The sequence below is a fragment of the Massilia sp. BAP21 genome, from assembly GCF_057801335.1.
The window spans coordinates 4,321,469-4,339,798 of the sequence record NZ_CM173596.1 but is presented as its reverse complement, the minus strand read 5'-3'; the positions used below and the strand labels follow the sequence as shown (position 1 = coordinate 4,339,798).

Sequence of the window (18,330 nt, the reverse complement as noted above, 5' to 3'; positions counted from 1 at the left end):
CCGATGATCAGCCGATGAGGCCGCGTGGGCCCATCGAAACGCTTCAATACGTCCCCGGCAACAGGATATTCCTGTCCACGTGCGTCACATCGCGCAGCCCGCAAAACGCCATCGTCAAATCCAGCTCGTTGCGGATGATCTCCAGGCAGCGCGCCACGCCCGCCTCCCCCATCGCCCCCAGCCCGTACAGGAAGGGCCGGCCGATATACACCCCCTTGGCCCCCAGCGCCAGCGCGCGGATCACGTCCTGTCCCGAGCGGATGCCGCCGTCCATGTGCACCTCGATCTGCTTGCCGACCGCATCCACGATGCCCGGCAAGGCCCCGATGCTCGACTGCGCGCCGTCGAGCTGGCGCCCGCCGTGGTTCGAGACGATCAGGGCGTCGGCCCCGCTCTCCACGCACAGGCGCGCATCCTCGTTGTCCATGATGCCCTTGATGATCAGCTTGCCGCCCCAGCGGTTCTTGATCCATTCCACGTCGCGCCAGCTCAGCGCCGGATCGAACTGCTGCGAGGTCCAGGACGAGAGTGAACTCATGTCCGACACGCTCTTCGCATGGCCGACGATGTTGCCGAAGTGGCGGCGCGGGGTGCGCAGCATGTTCAGGCACCAGCGCGGCTTGGTCGCCAGGTTCATCATGTTCGGAATCGTGAGCTTGGGCGGCGCGGTCATGCCGTTGCGGATGTCCTTGTGACGCTGGCCCAGTACCTGCAAGTCCAGCGTCAGCACCAGCGCCGAGCACTTGGCCGCTTTCGCGCGGTCGATCAGGCGGTTGATGAAATCGCGGTCCTTCATCACGTACAACTGGAACCAGAACGGTTTGGTGGTGCGCGCCGCCACGTCCTCGATCGAGCAGATGCTCATGGTCGAGAGCGTAAAGGGCACGCCGATCTTCTCGGCCGCGCGCGCCGCCAGGATCTCGCCGTCGGCATGCTGCATGCCGGTCAGCCCGGTCGGGGCCAGGGCCACCGGCATCGCCACTTCCTGGCCCACCATCGTGCTTTTCAGGCTGCGGTCGACCAGGTTGACGGCCACTCGCTGGCGGAACTTGATGGCGGCGAAGTCCGTCTCGTTGGCGCGGTAGGTCGACTCGGTCCAGGAGCCGGCGTCCGCGTAGTCGTAGAACATGCGCGGCACGCGCCGCTTGGCCAGGACGCGCAGGTCTTCGATGGTCGTGATGATACTCATGCGTGCAGTTTCCTCTCGTCGGTGGAATGGGAAGCAGGTGGTGTCAGGGGGCGCGCCTCGGCCGGCGCCAGGGGCAGCGCGAGGATGAAGACGGCGCCCTCGCCCGGCGTGCTCTCGACCCGGATCGCGCCGCCCAGCAGCGAAGTCACGATGGTGTGCGCGATATTCAGGCCCAGGCCGGTGCCGCCCTGGCCCATGCGCGTGGTGAAGAAGGGGTCGAACACGCGCGCCAGGTGCGCGGGCGCGATGCCGCGGCCGTCGTCGGCGAAGCGCAGCTCGACCCAGGCAGCGTCGAGCTGGCGCGCCGACAGGCGCATCTGCCCGCCGGGACGCTCGAAAGCATGCAGCAGCGCGTTGTTGACGAAGTTGATGATCACCTGGCCGAAGGGGCCCGGATAGCTGTCCATCACGATCCCGTCCGGCACCTCGAGGACCAGGGTGTGGCCGGCCATGCGCACCGTGTTCATCATGGTGGCCAGGATTTCCTGGCAGGCGCGCGCCAGGTCGAAACGGCGCCGCTGGGCGCTGGCCTGGTCGACCGACACCTGGCGGAAGCTGTTCACCAGTTCCGCCGCCTGGTGCAGGCTGCGCATGATCAGCTCCGAAGCCTCGCGCGTGGCGCCAATATAGGCCGACAGCTCCGAGCGGCGCAGGGCAGAACCGTCGAGCGCAGCGTGGATGGCGGCCGTCTTGTCGTGCAGGGTGCTGGCCATCAGCAGGCTGTTGCCGATCGGCGTATTCAGTTCGTGCGCCACGCCGGCCACCAGCGAGCCGAGCGAGGCCAGCTTTTCCTGGGCCGCCAGCAGGGTCTGGGCATCCTTCAGTTGGCGGTAAGCCTGGGCATTGTCCAGTGCCACGCCGACGTAGGCGGCGAGCGTGCGCAGCATGTCCAGGTGCACGCGCTGGTAGGCGCCGCGCGCATAGCTCTGCACCGACAGCGCCCCGAGCACGCGCTGGCCCACCGCCACCGGCAGGAGCAGGAGGGAGCGCGGCAGCGCGCGCGGTGGCAGGTCGCCGTCCGCGCAAGGCAAGGCGCTCTCCGCCACCGCCTGTGGCGTGGCGCCGGGCAGGTAGCGCCCCGATTCCCGCTCCAGGTCGTTGACGAAGACTTCGCGCCCGTGCTCGATGCTCCAGGCGGCCAGCGAAGCCGGGTCGCGCCGCTCGCGCAGCGAAGGGCCGCAGCGGCGGCCATCGACCACCGCATACGGAATGTCGAGCGCGCCCTCGCCTGCGTTCTCACCGCGCGCCACCACCACCGCGAACACCGGCGCATCCATCAGCACCTGCACGTGCTCGTGCAGGGTGTCCATGATGGCCTCGATGTCGAGGTTGGCGGTGAGGCGCCGGCCGATGTCGGACAGCAGGGCGATGTTGCGGCGCGCCTGGTCGGCGGCGTCCTTCTGCTGCTCGGCCTCGCGCTTGCGCCGCTCGGCCGCGTCCTTTTGCAGCAGCAGCTCGGCGGTGCGCGCATTCACCTGGCGCTCGAGCCAGCCCTTTTGCTGGACCAGCGCGCGGATGCGGTAGCGGTAGGCGGCCAGCCCCGCCGCGCCCAGCAGCGCCACCGCCAGCAGGCGGAACCACCAGGTCTTCCACCAGGGCGGCGTGATGGTGATCGCCAGCGACGCCGGCGCCTCGCTCCAGACGCCGTCCTTGTTACTGGCGCGCACCCGGAACACATAGTCGCCGGCGTCCAGGTTGGTGTAGCTGGCAAAGCGCTTACCGGCATCGGTCTCGACCCAGGCCTCGTCGAAGCCTTCCAGCCGGTAGGCATAGCGGTTGCTGCCCGGCGCCGCGTAGTGCAGGGCCGCGAATTCGAGCGCGAACACCGACTCGCGCGACGGCAGCGTCACCGTTCCCTGGGGCAGCGCGCGCGGCTTGTTGAACACCGTGAAGCCGGTGATGCGCACCACCGGCGGATACGGGTTGTCGCGGATCGCATCGGGCTGGAAGGAATTCATGCCGGCAACGCCGCCGAAATGCAGCTGCCCGTCCGGCCCGCGCGCCGCCGAGCCGACGAAATACGTGCCGTCGATCAGGCCATCCTTGGCGGTGTAGTGCTTGTACTCGCCGGTGGCGGGATCGACGCGCGACAGGCCGACCGTGGTGCTGGCCCACAGGCGCCCGGCGCCGTCTTCGAGCACGGCGCCGATCGGCACCGCCTGGCCGCTGTCGGTGATCGTGAAGTGGCGGAACAGCGGCTTGCCGCCGGGGCCGCGCTCCATGCGGTGCAGGCCGCCGGCCGTGCCCAGCCACAGCTCGCCTTTGCTACTCACCATCACGTCGTGGATGCGGTCGTGGCGCAGGCTGTCGGGGTCGGCGTCGTCGTGGCGGTAATGGGTGAAGCGGTTCGTGGCGCGGTCGAAGCGGTCGAGGCCATTGTCGGTGCCGACCCACAGGATGCCGTCCTTGTCCTCGGCCATGGCGAAGATGCGGTTGTCGCCCAGGCTGGCCGGGTCGGCCGGATCGTGGCGCCACGAGCGGCGCACTGCCAGGTCGGGGCCGAGCAGATACAGGCCGGCGCGCGACACCACCCAGGTGGCGCCGTCGCGGGTTTTCATCACCGCCTGCACCAGCGCGGCATTCCCGTCCGGGCCCAGGTCGACCCGGTGGAAGTCGCCGCCGGCTTCCGGGCACCAGGCCAGGCCGGCCGGCGTTCCGGCCCACAGGCGGCCATCGACGATCGACAGGCTGTGCACGGCGTCGCTCGGCAGCGAACGCGGATTGCCGGCTTCGTGGCGCAGCGCGCGGGTACGGCCGCTGCCCGGGTCGGACAGCAGCAGGCCGCCGCCCGAGGTGCCGACCCACAGCTCGCCGTTGGTGCGCACGGCGATGTCGCGCACCTTCTTGTAGCCGTTCTGGTAGCCGCTTTCGGGTTCGTAGCTGAAGTGCGAGAAGCCGCCGCTGGCCAGGTCGGTGCGGCTGACGCCGCCGAAGCGGGTGCCGACCCAGAGCGTGCCGGTGCGGTCGATGCGCACTGCCGCCACCTGGTTGTCGGACAGGCTGTGCTGGTCGAGCGCGCGGTTGCGGTAGGACACGAAGCGGCCGCTGGCCGGCTCGCGCCACTTCAGGCCGTCGAACTCGGTGCCGACCCAGAGCGTGCCGCCGGCATCGATGTACAGCGTCAGCACCCGCAGGTCGCCCATGCCTTCGTCCGGACCGACCGCGCGCCGCTGCGGCTCGCCCGCGCCGGCGCCGGGGCGCCACTCCTCGATGCCGGCGTCGGTGCCGACCCACAGGGTGTCGCGCGGCCCCATGGCCAGCGCCATCACGCGTGCCCGGCGCGGGTCGCCGTTCAGGGGAGCGAAGTAGACCAGCCGGTCCGCACCCGGCGCCAGGCGCGCGACGCCTTCCAGGGTCCCGACCCAGAGCGCGCCCTGGGCATCGAAGGCCAGCGCGTTCACGATGTGGTCGCCCGTGGTACCGAGGCGGCTACCGGGCTGGCGGATGGTGGTGAAGCTGCCCGTGCGCGGATCGAAGCGCTTCAGGCCGTCGCTGGTGCCGAGCCAGAGCATGCCGTGGCGGTCGGCGGCGATCGCGTTGACGCTGCGGTTGGCGCGTTCGCCGGCGCCGGCGTCGAGCAGGGTATAGCGCACGAACTTGCCGCTGGCCGGATCGAGGCGCGCCAGCCCGCCCTTCGTGCCGAACCAGAGCCGCCCTTCGGCGTCTTCGAGCGAGGCATTGACGTAGCCGTCGGGCAGCGACGCCTGGTCGCGCGGGTCGTTGCGGTAAGCGGTGATGCGGTAGCCGTCGTAGCGGTTCAGGCCAGCCTGGGTGCCGAACCACATGAAGCCCTGGCGGTCCTGCAGGATGGTGAGCACGGATTCCTGGGTCAGGCCATGCTCGATGGACAGGCGTTCGAAACGCAGGTTGCGCGGCGCGGTGGCGTGGGCGGCATTCGCGAAAATGCTCGCCAGCAGCAGGCAGGCGACTGCGCGCAAGGCGCCACGCCATGTGGTGAACCCCAGCATAAGTATCAGTATCCGAAACAGATGCGATCAATCTACCAGATGCCGCCAAAGAGTTGTAATAAATTAAGACTTCCCCGATGGGGATGACACTGCTATAATGCGTGCATCGGGCGGCTGTAGCTCAGCTGGATAGAGTACTTGGCTACGAACCAAGGGGTCGTGGGTTCGATTCCTGCCAGCCGCACCAAGAAATACGGAAGGCCAGATCGCAAGATCTGGCCTTTTTCGTTTTCCGAACCGGTTTTTCATCATGGCGGGTGGGAAGATGCTGCAGCCCTGCCCTGCGTGGTTATCCTCGCAATTGATGCTTCCATAAAACAATAAGTGTCGCTATAATGCGTGCCTCGGGCGGCTGTAGCTCAGCTGGATAGAGTACTTGGCTACGAACCAAGGGGTCGTGGGTTCGATTCCTGCCAGCCGCACCACGAATATGAAGGCCAGATCGCAAGATCTGGCCTTTTTTCGTTTCGGGCGCCTTGCGCGCGAGGCTCAAGCCGCCCTGTCCTCCCATGGCAGAGGAAGGTCGTAGCTGAACCCGCACAATGGCAGGGCGTTGCCAACGTAGGGATACTCGGCAAGCCCGTCGTCCGCCTGCACGAGCACTGGCAATTCTCTCGATTCAAAGCTGCCTTCGGCAATGGCTTCAAGCTCATCCATGTAGCCCTGCAGCTGCTCATGGAAGACGCCGTCGTCTTCCATCATGTCGAGCTCATAGGTGTTGACCATGTAGTTGGCAAATGCGTTCTGCTCGATAAACTGGCGGAACTGGTCGAGCAAGGTGGCGGACGACCCGCCCAGGAACGCTGCCAGCGCGGCACGGCGCGCATCGAAATTGGCCAGGGCCTGCTCGCGCGAGGCCAGCAACAGCGGAACCTGCTGGTACAGGCGTATATCTCCCTTCCGGTACAACGACAGCCACAACAGGGGCAGGCAATATTCGGCCTCCAGCAACTGATGCAGCCCAGGCTCATCGCTTGCGAAAAAGTCCTGGTCCACGCCCAACAGATAAACGCGATTCGCCATTACTGCGCTCCAATATATAAAATTGTCATTATTTTAAGGTCATCAGTTAATTCAGGGTATCTGGAATACCTATGCACACTGCGAGTTACCGGCCGAGGAGAAATGCGCTAAGCGACATGATTCAATCCAACCAAGCCCCAAGGCTGACGATCCCGCAGGGCATCGCCAGCGGGCACGCCGATTTGCTCGCCAATGGCCACGAGCCTGCGCTTCATCCGCTCGCTTCCCTTTTCGAAGCCGCCCCGCTATAATGCGTGCTCGGGCGGCTGTAGCTCAGCTGGATAGAGTACTTGGCTACGAACCAAGGGGTCGTGGGTTCGATTCCTGCCAGCCGCACCACGAATTGCAAGGCCAGATCGCGAGATCTGGCCTTTTTCGTTTTGGGCGCCGTATCGATGCCGGCGCCATCGGAAGCATCGGCCATTCCCCTCTCCTGCCGCATCGGCACCTTTGTTTGTACCGATAGCAACAAACTCGTACACTGGGCAATTCTATCCCGCTGCAAAGCCGGGATCGGCCAACCCGACCATATCGTATGCACGCAATTTACTTCAGATGGAAAGTCGCTCCTGGCCGTGAGCCGGACTTCGAGCAAGCCTGGCTGGAATTGACCGAACTGATACGCGATGAGCGAGGCGGCCTGGGGTCGCGTTTGCATCGGTGCGCCGATGGCCATTATTTTGCGTACGCCCAATGGCCCTCGGAACGTGCGTCGGCAACACAGCCCGAGCCGACTGCACGCATGGCCGAACTGCGGCATCGGATGCGTGAATGTGCCGAGCTGGTAGAAGGCCCGGTTCGAGGCGACGTCGTTGCCGACCGCCTGGTATCGTCGGCTCCCGACTGAGCGAGCAGGCTGGCGCGCGCAATCACGGTGAGCAGCTGACCGCCTGGGCCGATAGCGGACGCACATGGCCCAGGCATCGGGAAAGTGGCCGTATTCGAAGACGACATGCCGGCGCCAAATCGCGATGGATGCAAGCCTTCCCATTTTTCGGATGTGCCGCTATAATGCGTGCCTCGGGCGGCTGTAGCTCAGCTGGATAGAGTACTTGGCTACGAACCAAGGGGTCGTGGGTTCGATTCCTGCCAGCCGCACCAACTTTTTCAAGGAAATGGCTCAGAAGAAATTCTGAGCCATTTTTCTTTCCGCCTCCGGTTTTGCCTCCAGGTTGGTATTGCACTACCCTCCCCGCTTCTTTTCATCGTACGGTCAAGCGATTCGCTTAAATAGCCCTAAGCTCTGCACAGGAGAGACATTTCTCTTTTTGTAGGATCGCACTGACGTCATCCCAGCAATGCTCATGATCTTTTTCTCAACAAAACGAGATCATCCGCTCTCCCTCTAGCAGGCCCTGTAATTCCTCGCCTCATGGAATCATGTTCCGCTGAGCACTGCTGTCCCTGAAACGTCACACCTCAGCATCGGTTTCCCGTAGCGCTTCGCCGCTTGCTAGCATAAACATCCCCGATTGCCACAATCCGGCCGCAACTGCGGCCGACTTACGCGTGAGGATGCTATGAGAAAACCCACTTTAGGAAGCGCTTTACTCGCTGCGGTCGTGCTGGCAGGCGCGTCGCTGGGCTCGACGGCGGCGCAGGCACAGGTCATCGGGAATTCGCCGCAGGCACTCGACCTGGTGGACGACTCCGCCTTCTTCGGCGACAGCCTGGAAGCGGGCAACAGCGGCGCCACCTTCGCCGACCGCTTCACTTTCACGGTCGACGAGGCGCTGGGGGTGAATGTCGACGCCATCGTCGGCTCGGTCAGCCGCTCGGCCGGCGTCGGGCTGGACATCACCGGGCTCTGGATCTACGACGGAAACGACACCCTGGTCAGCACCGGGACCTCGCTGCAGTCGGGCGCGGTGGACGTGTGGACGGTGGCCGGCGACGGCCTGGCCGTCGGCGACTACTACCTGCGGGTCGACGGCAACGTCGTCTCGGGCGAAGGCGCCTCCTTCGGCGGCGCGATCATGCTGGCGCCGGTGCCGGAGCCCGAAACCTACGGCATGATGCTGGGCGGCCTGGGTATCCTGGGCTTCCTGGCGCGGCGCCGCCAGGCCAAACGCGGCTGATTCCACGGCCGGGTTCGCCGCCCAGGCGAAAAAAACGGAGACGCATGCGTCTCCGTTTTTTCATCCGCCAGCAAGCCGGCTCCCGCTTCAGGTCCTGAGCTTCTTGATGATGCTGCGGTTGCCCAGGATTTCCTCAATCTGCTCGAAGCGTACCGGCTTCACCATATGGTGGTCGAAGCCGGCCTCGAAGGCTAGCTGGCGGTCCTTTTCCTGGCCCCAGCCGGTCACCGCGATCAGGGCCGTCATGGCGCCGCACGACAGCTTGCGGATGCCGCGCGCCAGGTCGTAGCCCGACATCTGCGGCAGGCCGATGTCGAGGAAGGCGTAGTCCGGGCAGAAGCGCGCGGCGGCCGCCAGCGCATCGGGCCCGTTGTGGGTGATGACCACGCTGTGCCCCATGGCGGTGAGCAGCGCGCCGATGCTGTTGACGAAGTCGACGTTGTCGTCGGCCAACAGGATGCGGTAGGTCTCGGTGCTGATGAAGGCGGCCGGCGTCGGCTTGCTCAGCGGTTCCGGCTCGACCACGATCGGCAGGCGCACCGAGAAGCAGGAGCCGCGGCCCAGGCCCTCGCTGCGCGCGGTGATCGTGCCGCCGTGCAGCTCGACGAGTTTGCGCGCCAGCGACAGGCCCACGCCCAGGCCGGCATTGGTGCGCTCCAGGGTCGAGTCCACCTGCACGAACATCTCGAACACCGAATCGAGCATCTCGGGCGCCAGGCCGATGCCGGTGTCCGTTACTTCCAGCACCAGGGTCTTGTCCTCGACATGGCCGGACAGCGTGACGCGCCCGCCGCGGTTGGTGTACTTGGCGGCGTTGTTCAGCAAATTCGACAGGATCTGCGCCAGGCGCGTGGCGTCGCCGTGCAGGAAGACCGGGCGGTCCGGCAAGTCCAGCACCAGCTCGTGGCCGTGCAGCTCGATGTAGGAACGCACCACTTCGAGCGCGTCGTTGACCACTGCTTTCAGTTCCACCCGGCCCATCTTGATGGCGAACTTGCCGGTATTGATGCGCGAGACGTCGAGCAGGTCGTCGACCAGGCGCACCATCTGGCGCAGCTGACGTTCCATGATGTCGGTGGCGCGCTGGGTGGCCTGGGCGTCGCCGCTGCGGATGCGCAGGATATCCAGCCCGGTGCGGATCGGCGCCAGCGGGTTGCGCAGCTCGTGCGCCAGGGTCGCGAGGAATTCGTCCTTGCGACGGTCGGCCACGATCAGCGCGTCTTCGGCCTTCTGGCGCACGTCCATCTCGTGTTCCAGGGTGCGGTTGGCGGCCTGCAGGGCGTCGGCGCGGCGCCCGATTTCCGCCAGCATGTCGTTGAAGGCGTCGACCAGCACCCCGATCTCGCCGCTGTTATTGCCCGGCACGCGCAGCGTGAAGTCGCGCTGCTGCATTACCTGGCGCGCCACGTTCGTCACCGCTTCCAGCGGGCGGGTAATGGCCGCCTGCAGGCGCGAGGCCACCAGGCCGGCAATGACGAGGGCGCCGAGCATCACGCCGCCGAGAATCGCCCCGTAGTTCAGCAGGCGGTCGACCAGGCCGTAGCGCGAGCGCAGGTAGACCGTGCCGACCAGTTCGCCGTTCTCGACGATGTTGTGCCAGACCTCGAGTCCGCCGCGCTCGATCAGGTAGCCGGCCGCGCGCGGACGCGTGGGCAGCACCTGGTCGCTGCCGGCTTTCACGTAACTGGCGAAGCGCGAACCCGAGGCGGTGAAGACGGCGCCGGACAGGATCTGCGGGCGCGCGCGCAGCACCGCCAGCTGCTGCTGGGCGGTCTTGGCGTCGGAAAACGCCAGGGCCGGCGCGGTGACGCTGGCCATGATGTCGGCCTGGGTGGTCAGGTCGTCGATCCACAGGCGCTGGAAGGTGCGCAAGTCGAGCACCAGCATGGCGATCGAGGCCGACAGCAGGGCCGCCAGCGTGGTGAACACCGCCATCTTGATCAGTTTGCTGCGGACGGAACCGGTATCGTGCGCGTTCATCAGGAATTCCCCTTCACGACGCGGTTGGCGACGGTGAGCAGTCGCGAACTGAGTTTCACGTTATTTCTCTCTGCTGAATCGAGGGATACGTCGAAGCGCACGCGCTCGTCGACGATCCGGAAATTGATGACACTGCCCTGCTGCAGGCCGGATTCGCACTCGGTGACCGGCAGCAGCGCCGGTGGGCCGCTTTTCAGGATGCGGCCGGCGCGCGCGCTGTCGCTGCCGGCCACGAACAGCAGGTGCACGGCATTGCCGCCCTCGCCTTCGCGCAGCTGGCGCACCACGACCGGGCGCCCGCCCACGTTGCGCCCGGCCACCACCCGCGCCAGCTCGGCGGCCATTTCGTCGGAACCGACCACGCCGATCGTGACCGGTGCGCCGGGGTCGGCAAAGGCGCCGGCCGGGAATTCGGCATAGCCCAGGAATTTGTAGATAAAGGCCGCCTTGACGCGGCGCTCGAGGGCCTGGCTGGCGATGCCGTTCTGGGCCAGCACCGGCGATGGATCGACCGCCGCGGCCGTGAACAGCGCCGCGGCGCAGGCCAGGGCCCAGCCCGCCGGACGCCACCACGAACGCCCGGGCGGACACGCCAGCGGAACGGCAAGCGGCCGCGCTGCGGCGCCGGGCATCCCGGCGGGCGGCGTGGAAGAAAATAAGGATCGGTGTCGAATCATTGGCCGCTTAAAATTGCAGGATCGCGCTGAAGCCCACGTTGCGCTCGAAGGTCTGGCGCAGGCCCGGCTCGCCGAATTCGGCATGCCGGTCGTGCAGCAGGTTGCGCCCGACCAGGGCGAACTCGAGGTTCGGCCTGGCCTGCCAGGCAATACGCGCGTCGAGCTCATGATAGCCCGGTACGGCGGGGCGCGTCAGCCTGCCGACGTGCCGCAGCGCGACATCGAGTTGCAAATCGGCGCCCAGCTCGTGCGCCGAACGCAGGCTCCAGTAGTGTTTCGGGTCGTTGCTAGCCAGGCCCAGCAGGCGCGACAAATCGCGGCTGGCCTCGTCGGTGCGGAGGCGCACGTCCTGGAACACGGCGCCGCCCGACAGGCGCCAGCCGCGCAGCACCTGCCAGCTGGCCCAGGTCTCCAGGCCGCTGACGCGTCCCCTGGCCTGGTTCTCGAACTGCGCCGGCATGCGCGGCCGCAGTTCCAGCGTGCGCAGGCGGTCGTACTCGCTGTGGAACAGGGTGGCCGAATACGAGACCGCCGGCACCGGCTGGGCGCGGTAGCCGAGCTCGATCACGCGCGCGGTCTCGGATTCGAAGCCCGGCCCGCCCTCGACGACGTAGCGCGGCACGCCGCCGGGCGCGATGCCGGCGGCCAGGCGCAGGTCGCGCTCGATGCGCGACGGCGCGCGCACCGTGCGCGACAGCGCCGCCCAGGCCAGCGCGTGCGGCCCCGCGTTCCAGGCCAGGCGCGCGCTCGGCAGCCACTCGACGCCGGTATACACATTGTGCTCGGCCTTGATGCCGGCGGTGGCGCGCAGGGTGCCGCTCAGGGCGATCTCGTCCTGCACGAACAGGTTGGCCCAGCGCAGGGTCTTGTTTTCGTCCAGCATGCTCAGCCAGGGGCTGCTGCGGATGCGGTCGCGGCTGATGCGGTAGCCGCCGCCCCAGGCCAGGCTGTGGCGCTCGCCGGCGCGCAGGTTGTGCTGGGCTTCGAGGTCGAGCGTTTCCAGGCGCTGGGCGCCGAGGGTCTGCTCGCGCCGCGTGTGGTCGAGGTAAGCCTGCAGGCGCAGGGTCGAGCCGTCGGCCAGGGTGCGCAGCGAGCGCGCCACCAGGTTGGCGCCAGCGAGCCGGGTGTCCTGTTCGCCGAGCTCGTCGAGCTTGCCTTCGTACACGTCGCCGCTGAGGGTGGTGCTGCGGCCCTCGCCGTCCCAGTCGGCGCGAAAGCCCGCCTGCTGGCGGCGCCAGCCGGTGCCGCTCACGCTGCCGTCCTCGCGGCCGATGTCGTCATGGCGGATCAGCTTGGCATAGGCGCGGTAGTGGCCGCCGTTCGCGGTTGCGCCGCCGTGGCGCAGCGACGCGCTGGCGCCCTCGGCGCCGCCGCGCACCACCAGCTGCTTGCCCTGGGTGTCGCGCGCCGATTTGGTGATGATGTTGATGACACCGTTCACGGCGTTGGCGCCCCAGATGGTGGCGCCAGGACCGCTGATGACCTCGATGCGCTCGACGTCGCTCATCACCACGTCGTGGGTATCCCAGAACACCCCGGAGAACAATGGCGAATACACGCTGCGGCCGTCGATCAGCACCAGCAGCTTGTTGGCCAGCGTCGAGCCGAAGCCGCGCGCGCTGATGGCGTAGTCGTGGGCATCGGCGCGCGCCACCTGCAGGTTCGGCGCCAGGCGCAGCGCTTCCGGCAGGCTTGTTGCGCCGGAGCGACGGATATCGGTGCCGCTGATCACGAATACCGAGGCCGGCGCTTCGGACAGGCGCGTTTCCTGGCGCGCTACCGAGGTCACGACCACATCGGCCAATTGTTCGAGCGAATAGTCGGCCAGCGACCCGCCCTCCTGGGCCTGAACGTCGGGGAACACCGTGAGTAGCCCCGCAAAGGCGCAAGTCGGCAGACATCGTTTTAACATATTTGCCATGGTAAAACATTTTCTGACGTGCACCAAGCGTGTGCGTCTGCCGTGCGCGGGGATGCCGGTCGCATAGGGAGAGCTACTGCAAGCTGCTCAACTGTTACCAGGCTGTTACAGCCATATAGGGACACTATATCTGTCATTACAAATCTAAATTGGAAACTTTTGTTGCGGAGCAGCATAATTGCACCTGTCTCCTCTATTCCCCGCAAGGAAATAGATTCAGCCCGCTCCTCACCGAGCGGGCTTTTTTTTGGCATCCGCGCACGCGCTGCCTTTCCCCGCACACACTTGCGCGCCGACAGAGACGCGCCGTTTAGTGTAGGATTCGGCCATGTTTTCGAATACACAACAGGTCGTCGTCCATGTCCGCTCCCGGTAAGTCCGCACCCTCCGTTTCCACCTACGATTGGAGCACCAGCACGGTCGGCGACCCGTCCGCCTGGCCGCAGCCGCTGCGCGTCGCCGCCGGGCTGATGTTCAACACCCCGCTGCCGATGCTGCTGCAATGGGGGCCGCAATCGGTCCTCCTGTGCAACGAGGCATATGGCGCACTTGCCGGCCCCGGCTATGGCCGCGTGCCCGGCGGCTCGGTGCCCGCCATCATGCCGCCGCCGCTGCAGGCTGCACAGGAAGGCGCGGCCCGCGCCTGGCGCGGTGAAGCGGTGCAGGTCGCCGGCGTGACGGTGAATTTCGGCAACGCCAGCGCCGGCCAGTACGACCTGCATTTCACCCCGCTGCAGCAGGACGGCGCGGTGGCTGGCGTGCTGTGCATGCTGGCGCCCGCCACCGCGGCCGAAGCATCGGCTACTGCCGCCGAGGAGACCGGCCCCTTGAACGTGCTGGTGGTCGAGGACAACCTCGATTCGCAATACCTGGTCTGCGAGATGCTCAAGGCCTTCGGCTACGAAGCCGACGGCGTGGCCCATCCGGACGATGCCCTGGCGCGCCTGGCGGCCGGGCGCTACCACGTGCTGTTTACCGACGTCAGCCTGCCCGGCATGTCCGGCGTCGACCTGGCGCGCGAAGCGATGCGCCTGTATCCGCACCTGAAGGTGATCTTCGCCTCGGGCTACGGCGACATGCTGCTCAAGCATCTCGACTTCCCTTACCAGTCGCTGCAAAAGCCGTACGAACTCGACCAGCTGCAGAACGCGCTGAACCAGGTCGGCAACCAGTTGCGGGCGGGCGCCTGAGTGCCCAAGCGTGTGCGTCCCGCGCGAGCGGCTGGGCTAGAATGGTTGCAGGCCGAGTTTCGCTGCGCGCGCTGCTGACCATGATCTCCATCCCGATGCCCACCCCGATTTCCAGCCTGTTCGTTGGCAGGACCATGCAGCCGCCCGCCTCCGGCACGGGGAGCCGCGCGTGAGCGATAAGCACGACGATCTCGAAACGATGCGCTCGGCCGCCCTGCGCAATGCCGGCAATGCGCTGGCCGCGCGCCAGCGCGCCGAGGCCGAACTGATGGCCGCCAAGGAAGCCCTGCGCCAGGCCAACGAGCGCATGGAAAACATGCTCGAGAGCCTGACCGATGCCTTCTGCGCGGTCGACTTCGACTGGCGCATCACCTACATCAACGGCCGTGCGCTCGACATGCTGGCGCCGCTGAACAAGACCCGCGCGGGCCTGCTCGGCAAGAGCCTATGGGACGAGTTCGACGAACTGCAGGGCACCAACCTGGCCAGCAACCTGCGCCAGGCCATGGAATCGCGCCAGATGGGCACGCGCGAATTCTTCTACCAGCGCCTGGCGATCTGGGTCGAGGCGCGCATGTATCCCTCGCCCGACGGCCTGACCCTGTACTTCCAGGACATCACCCAGCGCCGCATCGACCAGCAGGCCCTGATCGACGGCAACAGCCGCCTGCAGGTGGCCCTGGCCGCCGGGCGCCTGGGCGACTGGCGCTGGGACGCCGCCAGCGACCGCGTGCTGCTGGGCGAGCGCGCCGCCACCATCCTTGGCCTGGAAGCGGAAGTGCCGCTGGCCTGGCCGCACCTGCGCGCGCGCCTGGAGGCGGCCGACCGCGAGGGCGTGCGCCGCGCGGTCCTGCACGCGTTTGCCACCCATACCGACCTGAACATCGAATGCCGGCTGCTGCCCGACGGCGGGCAGTCGCGCTGGATCGCCCTGGTCGGGCGCGCCGACTACGCCAACCCGGCCCTGCGCGACAGCGTGATCGGCATGACCGGCGTGGTCCAGGACGTGTCGTCGCGCAAGATTGCCGAGGACAGCCTGCGCCAGAGCGAGGAAGTGCTGCGCGCACTGGCCAATACCATTCCGCAACTGGCATGGATGGCCGAGCCCGACGGCGCCATCGTCTGGTTCAACGAGCGCTGGTACGAGTACACCGGCACCACGCCCGAGGGCGCGGCCGGCTGGGGCTGGCAAGGCACGGTCGACCCGGACGTGCTGCCGGCCATGCAGGAACACTGGGCCAGCTCGCTGCGCACCGGCGAACCCTTCGAGATGGAATACCCGATCCGCGGCGCCGACGGCCAGTACCGCTGGTTCCTGACGCGCGTGAACGCGGTGCGCGACCGGCGCGGCAAGGTGGTGCGCTGGTTCGGCACGAATACCGACGTCGACCAGGTCAAGCGCGCCGAGCAGGCCCTGCGCGAGGAATCGAAGGTGCTGGAACTGCTCAACAGCACCGGCAGCGCCCTGGCCTCGACGCGCGACTTGCGCTCGCTGCTGCAGGTGGCCACCGACGCCGCCAGCGGCATCGCCGGCGCCCGCTTCGCCGCTTTCTTCTACCATGGCAAGGAAGGCGAAGGACCGAAGTTCTCGTTGTACACCGTCTCGGGCGGCAGCGCCAACGAATTCCAGAGCTTCGGCGAGCCGCATGCGACCGCCCTGTTCGGCGCCGGTTTCCGCGGCGCCGGCCTGGTGCGCTCGACCGACATCGGCAGCGATGGGCGCGATGGTCCGGCGCTGCCGCAGTTCGGCATGCTGTCCGGCCAGCCGGTCGTGAAAAGCTACCTGTCGGTGCCGGTCACGGCCGCCAGCGGCGAAGCGATCGGCACCATGTTCTTCGGCCACCCGGAACCAGGCGTGTTCACCGAACGCACCGAGCGCATCGTGCGCGGCATTGCCGCCCAGGCCGCGGTGGCGCTCGACAATACCCGCCTGTACGAAGCGGCCCAGCAGGCCGCCGAGGAACGCAAGGTGCTGCTGGAGAGCGAACGCGAGGCGCGCGCCGAGGCCGAGCGGTCGAGCCAGATGAAGGACGAATTCCTGGCCACCCTGTCGCACGAGCTGCGCACCCCGCTCTCGGCCATCCTCGGCTGGGCCCAGGTGCTGCGCCGCGGCGGCAAGGACGAGGCCGACCGCCAGCGCGGTTTGCAGACCATCGAACGCAACGCGCGTGCGCAGGCCCAGCTGATCGAAGACCTGCTCGACATGAGCCGCATCACCTCGGGCAAGGTGCTGCTCGACATCCAGAACCTGTCCCCGGCCGGCTTCCTCGACGCCGCCATCGAAACCGTGCGCCCGGCGGCCGACGCCAAGAACATCCGCCTGGAAAAGCACTACGATGCCGACCCCGGCACCATCGCCGGCGACCCGGCGCGCCTGCAGCAGGTGGTGTGGAACCTGCTGTCGAACGCCATCAAGTTCACCCCGCGCGACGGCCAGGTGACGGTGGAACTGGCACGGCGCGGCGATTCGGTGGTGATCACGGTGCGCGACACCGGCGCCGGCATCAAGCCGGAGTTCATCACGCACGTGTTCGAGCGCTTCCGCCAGGCCGACGCCTCGATGACGCGCCGCCACGGCGGGCTGGGCCTGGGCCTGTCCATCGTCAAGCACCTGATCGAGCAGCACGGCGGCACGGTGCGCGCCGAAAGCGCCGGCGAAGGCCTGGGATCGAGCTTCTCGATCGAGCTGCCGCTGTCCAAGGCCGCACCGCCCACCCGGCGTTCGCGCGCCGGCCTGGTCGGCGCGCCGAGTCCGGCCACGCCGGAACTCACCCTGCGCGACCTGGGCGGCGTGTCGGTGCTGGTGGTCGACGACGACCGCGACGCGCGCGAACTGATCGCGCGCATCCTCACCGATTGCCACGCCCGGGTGCGCATCGCCGCCAGCGCGCGCGAAGCCTTCGACGCCCTGCGCGCGGACTTACCCGATTTGTTGATCAGCGACCTCGGCATGCCCGAAGTGGATGGCTTCGAGCTGCTGTCCTGGGTGCGCAGCCTGGGGCGCGACCGCGGCGGCCTGCTGCCGGCGGTGGCCCTGACCGCCTTTGCCCGCTCCGAGGACCGCCTGCGCGCGCTCGAAGCCGGGTTCAATTCGCACATTTCCAAACCCGTGGAACCAAGCGAACTGATCGCTGCCGTGGCATCATTGGTGCGTCCGGCGCCGGGCAAATCAAAATTGTGATGATCCTACCCGCGCACGCGGCGCTGTCCTACAAGAAATTTTGGTGCTTTTGCTAGACTAGCCTGGATGGGAAAGTCGGATTCCTTAGTGAAATTTGTGTCCTTCCAGTACCTATTTCGACGAGAGAAGCATGCCGAGCAGACAAGACATTTTGAACGCCAAGATTTTGGTCGTAGACGATTCGCCCGACAATATCGAGCTGATGGAAGAGATATTGTCCGAAGAGGGCTACACCGATGTCAGCTCGACCATGGAGCCTGAACAGGTGTGCCCGCTGCATCGCGAGCATAACTACGACCTGATCCTGCTGGACCTGCAGATGCCCGGCCTGAACGGTTTCCAGGTCATGAAAAGCCTGAAGGAAATCGAAAAAGGCGGCTACCTACCGGTACTGGCCCTCACGGCGCAGCCGAGTTTCAAGATCGCGGCCCTGGAAGCGGGCGCCCGCGACTTCATCAGCAAGCCCTTCGATTTGCTGGAAGTGCACAAGCGCATCCACAACATGCTCGAAGTGCGCCTGCTCTATAAAGAGCTGGCCCAGTATTCCAAGGCCCAGCAGGAACTGGCCCTGCACGACGCCCTCACCGGCCTGCCGAACCGGCGCCTGCTCGAAGACCGCATCGAAACCGCGCTCCAGCATGCCAACCGCAGCCACGCCAAGGCGGCGATCATGTACCTGGACCTGGACGGCTTCAAGGCGATCAACGACACCTACGGCCATGCCTACGGCGACGACATCCTGAAGATGGTGTCGCAGCGCCTGCTGTCCACCTCGCGCAAGGAAGACACGGTGGCGCGCCTGGGCGGCGACGAATTCATGGTGGTGCTGGGCGACATCCACAGCCTGGCCGACGCGCAAGGGCCGGCGGCCAAGCTGGTCGAGGCGCTGTCCGAGCCCTACTTCATCAACGACCTGACGCTGCGCCTGTCGACCTCGATCGGCATCAGCATCTACCCGGACGACGCCGAATCGGTGGACGCCCTGATCAGCATTGCCGACTATGCGCTGTACGAAGCCAAGCGCGCCGGCAAGAACCGTTTCTGCTCGACGGCCGGAGGAGCGCGCCAGGTGGCCGCGAAATCGCCCCCAAAGCAGGTGGCTGAGCTGGCTCAGCACCGCTGA

Annotated in this window: 11 protein-coding genes and 4 tRNA genes; 9 read left to right on the top strand and 6 right to left on the bottom strand. The window is 66.8% G+C overall.

The annotated features are described in order from the left end of the window. Positions 1-43: 43 nt before the first annotated feature. Positions 44-1,189: an alpha-hydroxy acid oxidase gene (locus ACWYRN_RS19275; protein WP_488689227.1), complete on the bottom strand. Its 1,146-nt coding sequence runs from the start codon at positions 1,187-1,189 to the stop codon at positions 44-46. Then, positions 1,186-5,157 (bottom strand): sensor histidine kinase, encoded by a 3,972-nt coding sequence (locus tag ACWYRN_RS19270; protein ID WP_488689226.1) that lies wholly within the window; start codon positions 5,155-5,157, stop codon positions 1,186-1,188. Before ACWYRN_RS19270 ends, ACWYRN_RS19275 begins: the two co-directional genes overlap by 4 nt. Before the next feature lie 110 nt (positions 5,158-5,267). Here ACWYRN_RS19270 and ACWYRN_RS19265 point away from each other — a divergent pair. Both ACWYRN_RS19265 and ACWYRN_RS19260 read left to right on the top strand, forming a co-directional pair. Beyond that, a tRNA-Arg gene (locus ACWYRN_RS19265) sits at positions 5,268-5,344 on the top strand. Between the two features lie 161 nt (positions 5,345-5,505). Continuing rightward, positions 5,506-5,582 (top strand) — tRNA-Arg (locus ACWYRN_RS19260). 64 nt (positions 5,583-5,646) lie between these two features. Here ACWYRN_RS19260 and ACWYRN_RS19255 read toward each other — a convergent pair. After that, positions 5,647-6,180, bottom strand: a complete 534-nt coding sequence (locus ACWYRN_RS19255; protein WP_488689225.1) for a hypothetical protein — start codon at positions 6,178-6,180, stop codon at positions 5,647-5,649. 262 nt (positions 6,181-6,442) lie between these two features. Between ACWYRN_RS19255 and ACWYRN_RS19250 the strand changes: the two genes are divergently transcribed. The 4 genes from ACWYRN_RS19250 (at position 6,443) to ACWYRN_RS19235 (ending at position 8,258) form a co-directional block, all read left to right on the top strand. Further along, positions 6,443-6,519, top strand: a tRNA-Arg gene (locus tag ACWYRN_RS19250). 196 nt (positions 6,520-6,715) lie between these two features. Beyond that, entirely contained in the window at positions 6,716-7,027 is a 312-nt protein-coding gene (locus ACWYRN_RS19245) for an antibiotic biosynthesis monooxygenase family protein (RefSeq protein ID WP_488689223.1), read from the top strand. Between the two features lie 177 nt (positions 7,028-7,204). Then, positions 7,205-7,281: transfer RNA gene (locus tag ACWYRN_RS19240), tRNA-Arg, on the top strand. 419 nt (positions 7,282-7,700) lie between these two features. Further along, on the top strand, positions 7,701-8,258 hold the full coding sequence (locus ACWYRN_RS19235) for an FxDxF family PEP-CTERM protein (RefSeq protein WP_488689221.1): 558 nt from the start codon (positions 7,701-7,703) through the stop codon (positions 8,256-8,258). A gap of 87 nt (positions 8,259-8,345) precedes the next feature. Here the strand turns inward: ACWYRN_RS19235 and ACWYRN_RS19230 are convergent, their stop codons facing one another. The 3 genes from ACWYRN_RS19230 to ACWYRN_RS19220 are packed head-to-tail and all read right to left on the bottom strand — an operon-like array spanning position 8,346 to position 12,779. Continuing rightward, on the bottom strand, positions 8,346-10,238 hold the full coding sequence (locus ACWYRN_RS19230) for a sensor histidine kinase, YfiR-like protein-associated (protein WP_229435239.1): 1,893 nt from the start codon (positions 10,236-10,238) through the stop codon (positions 8,346-8,348). Next, entirely contained in the window at positions 10,238-10,870 is a 633-nt protein-coding gene (locus ACWYRN_RS19225) for a TOL_0243 family YfiR-like periplasmic protein (protein ID WP_488689219.1), read from the bottom strand. Before ACWYRN_RS19225 ends, ACWYRN_RS19230 begins: the two co-directional genes overlap by 1 nt. Before the next feature lie 52 nt (positions 10,871-10,922). After that, a complete protein-coding gene (locus ACWYRN_RS19220) occupies positions 10,923-12,779 on the bottom strand; it encodes a TOL_0244 family TonB-dependent receptor (RefSeq protein WP_488689218.1) in 1,857 nt (618 codons plus the stop codon). A gap of 416 nt (positions 12,780-13,195) precedes the next feature. Here ACWYRN_RS19220 and ACWYRN_RS19215 point away from each other — a divergent pair, with 416 nt between their 5' ends. The 3 genes from ACWYRN_RS19215 to ACWYRN_RS19205 all read left to right on the top strand — a co-directional run bounded on the left by ACWYRN_RS19215 (position 13,196) and on the right by ACWYRN_RS19205 (position 18,330). Next, the gene (locus ACWYRN_RS19215; protein WP_488689217.1) at positions 13,196-14,026 is read left to right on the top strand and encodes a response regulator; all 831 of its coding nucleotides are present in this window, start codon (positions 13,196-13,198) and stop codon (positions 14,024-14,026) included. Positions 14,027-14,195: 169 nt separating this feature from the next. Continuing rightward, positions 14,196-17,207 carry an ATP-binding protein gene (locus tag ACWYRN_RS19210; protein WP_488689216.1) on the top strand — a complete coding sequence of 1,004 codons (3,012 nt, stop codon included), beginning with the start codon at positions 14,196-14,198 and terminating at the stop codon, positions 17,205-17,207. 130 nt (positions 17,208-17,337) lie between these two features. Beyond that, positions 17,338-18,330 (top strand): GGDEF domain-containing response regulator, encoded by a 993-nt coding sequence (locus tag ACWYRN_RS19205; protein ID WP_229435234.1) that lies wholly within the window; start codon positions 17,338-17,340, stop codon positions 18,328-18,330.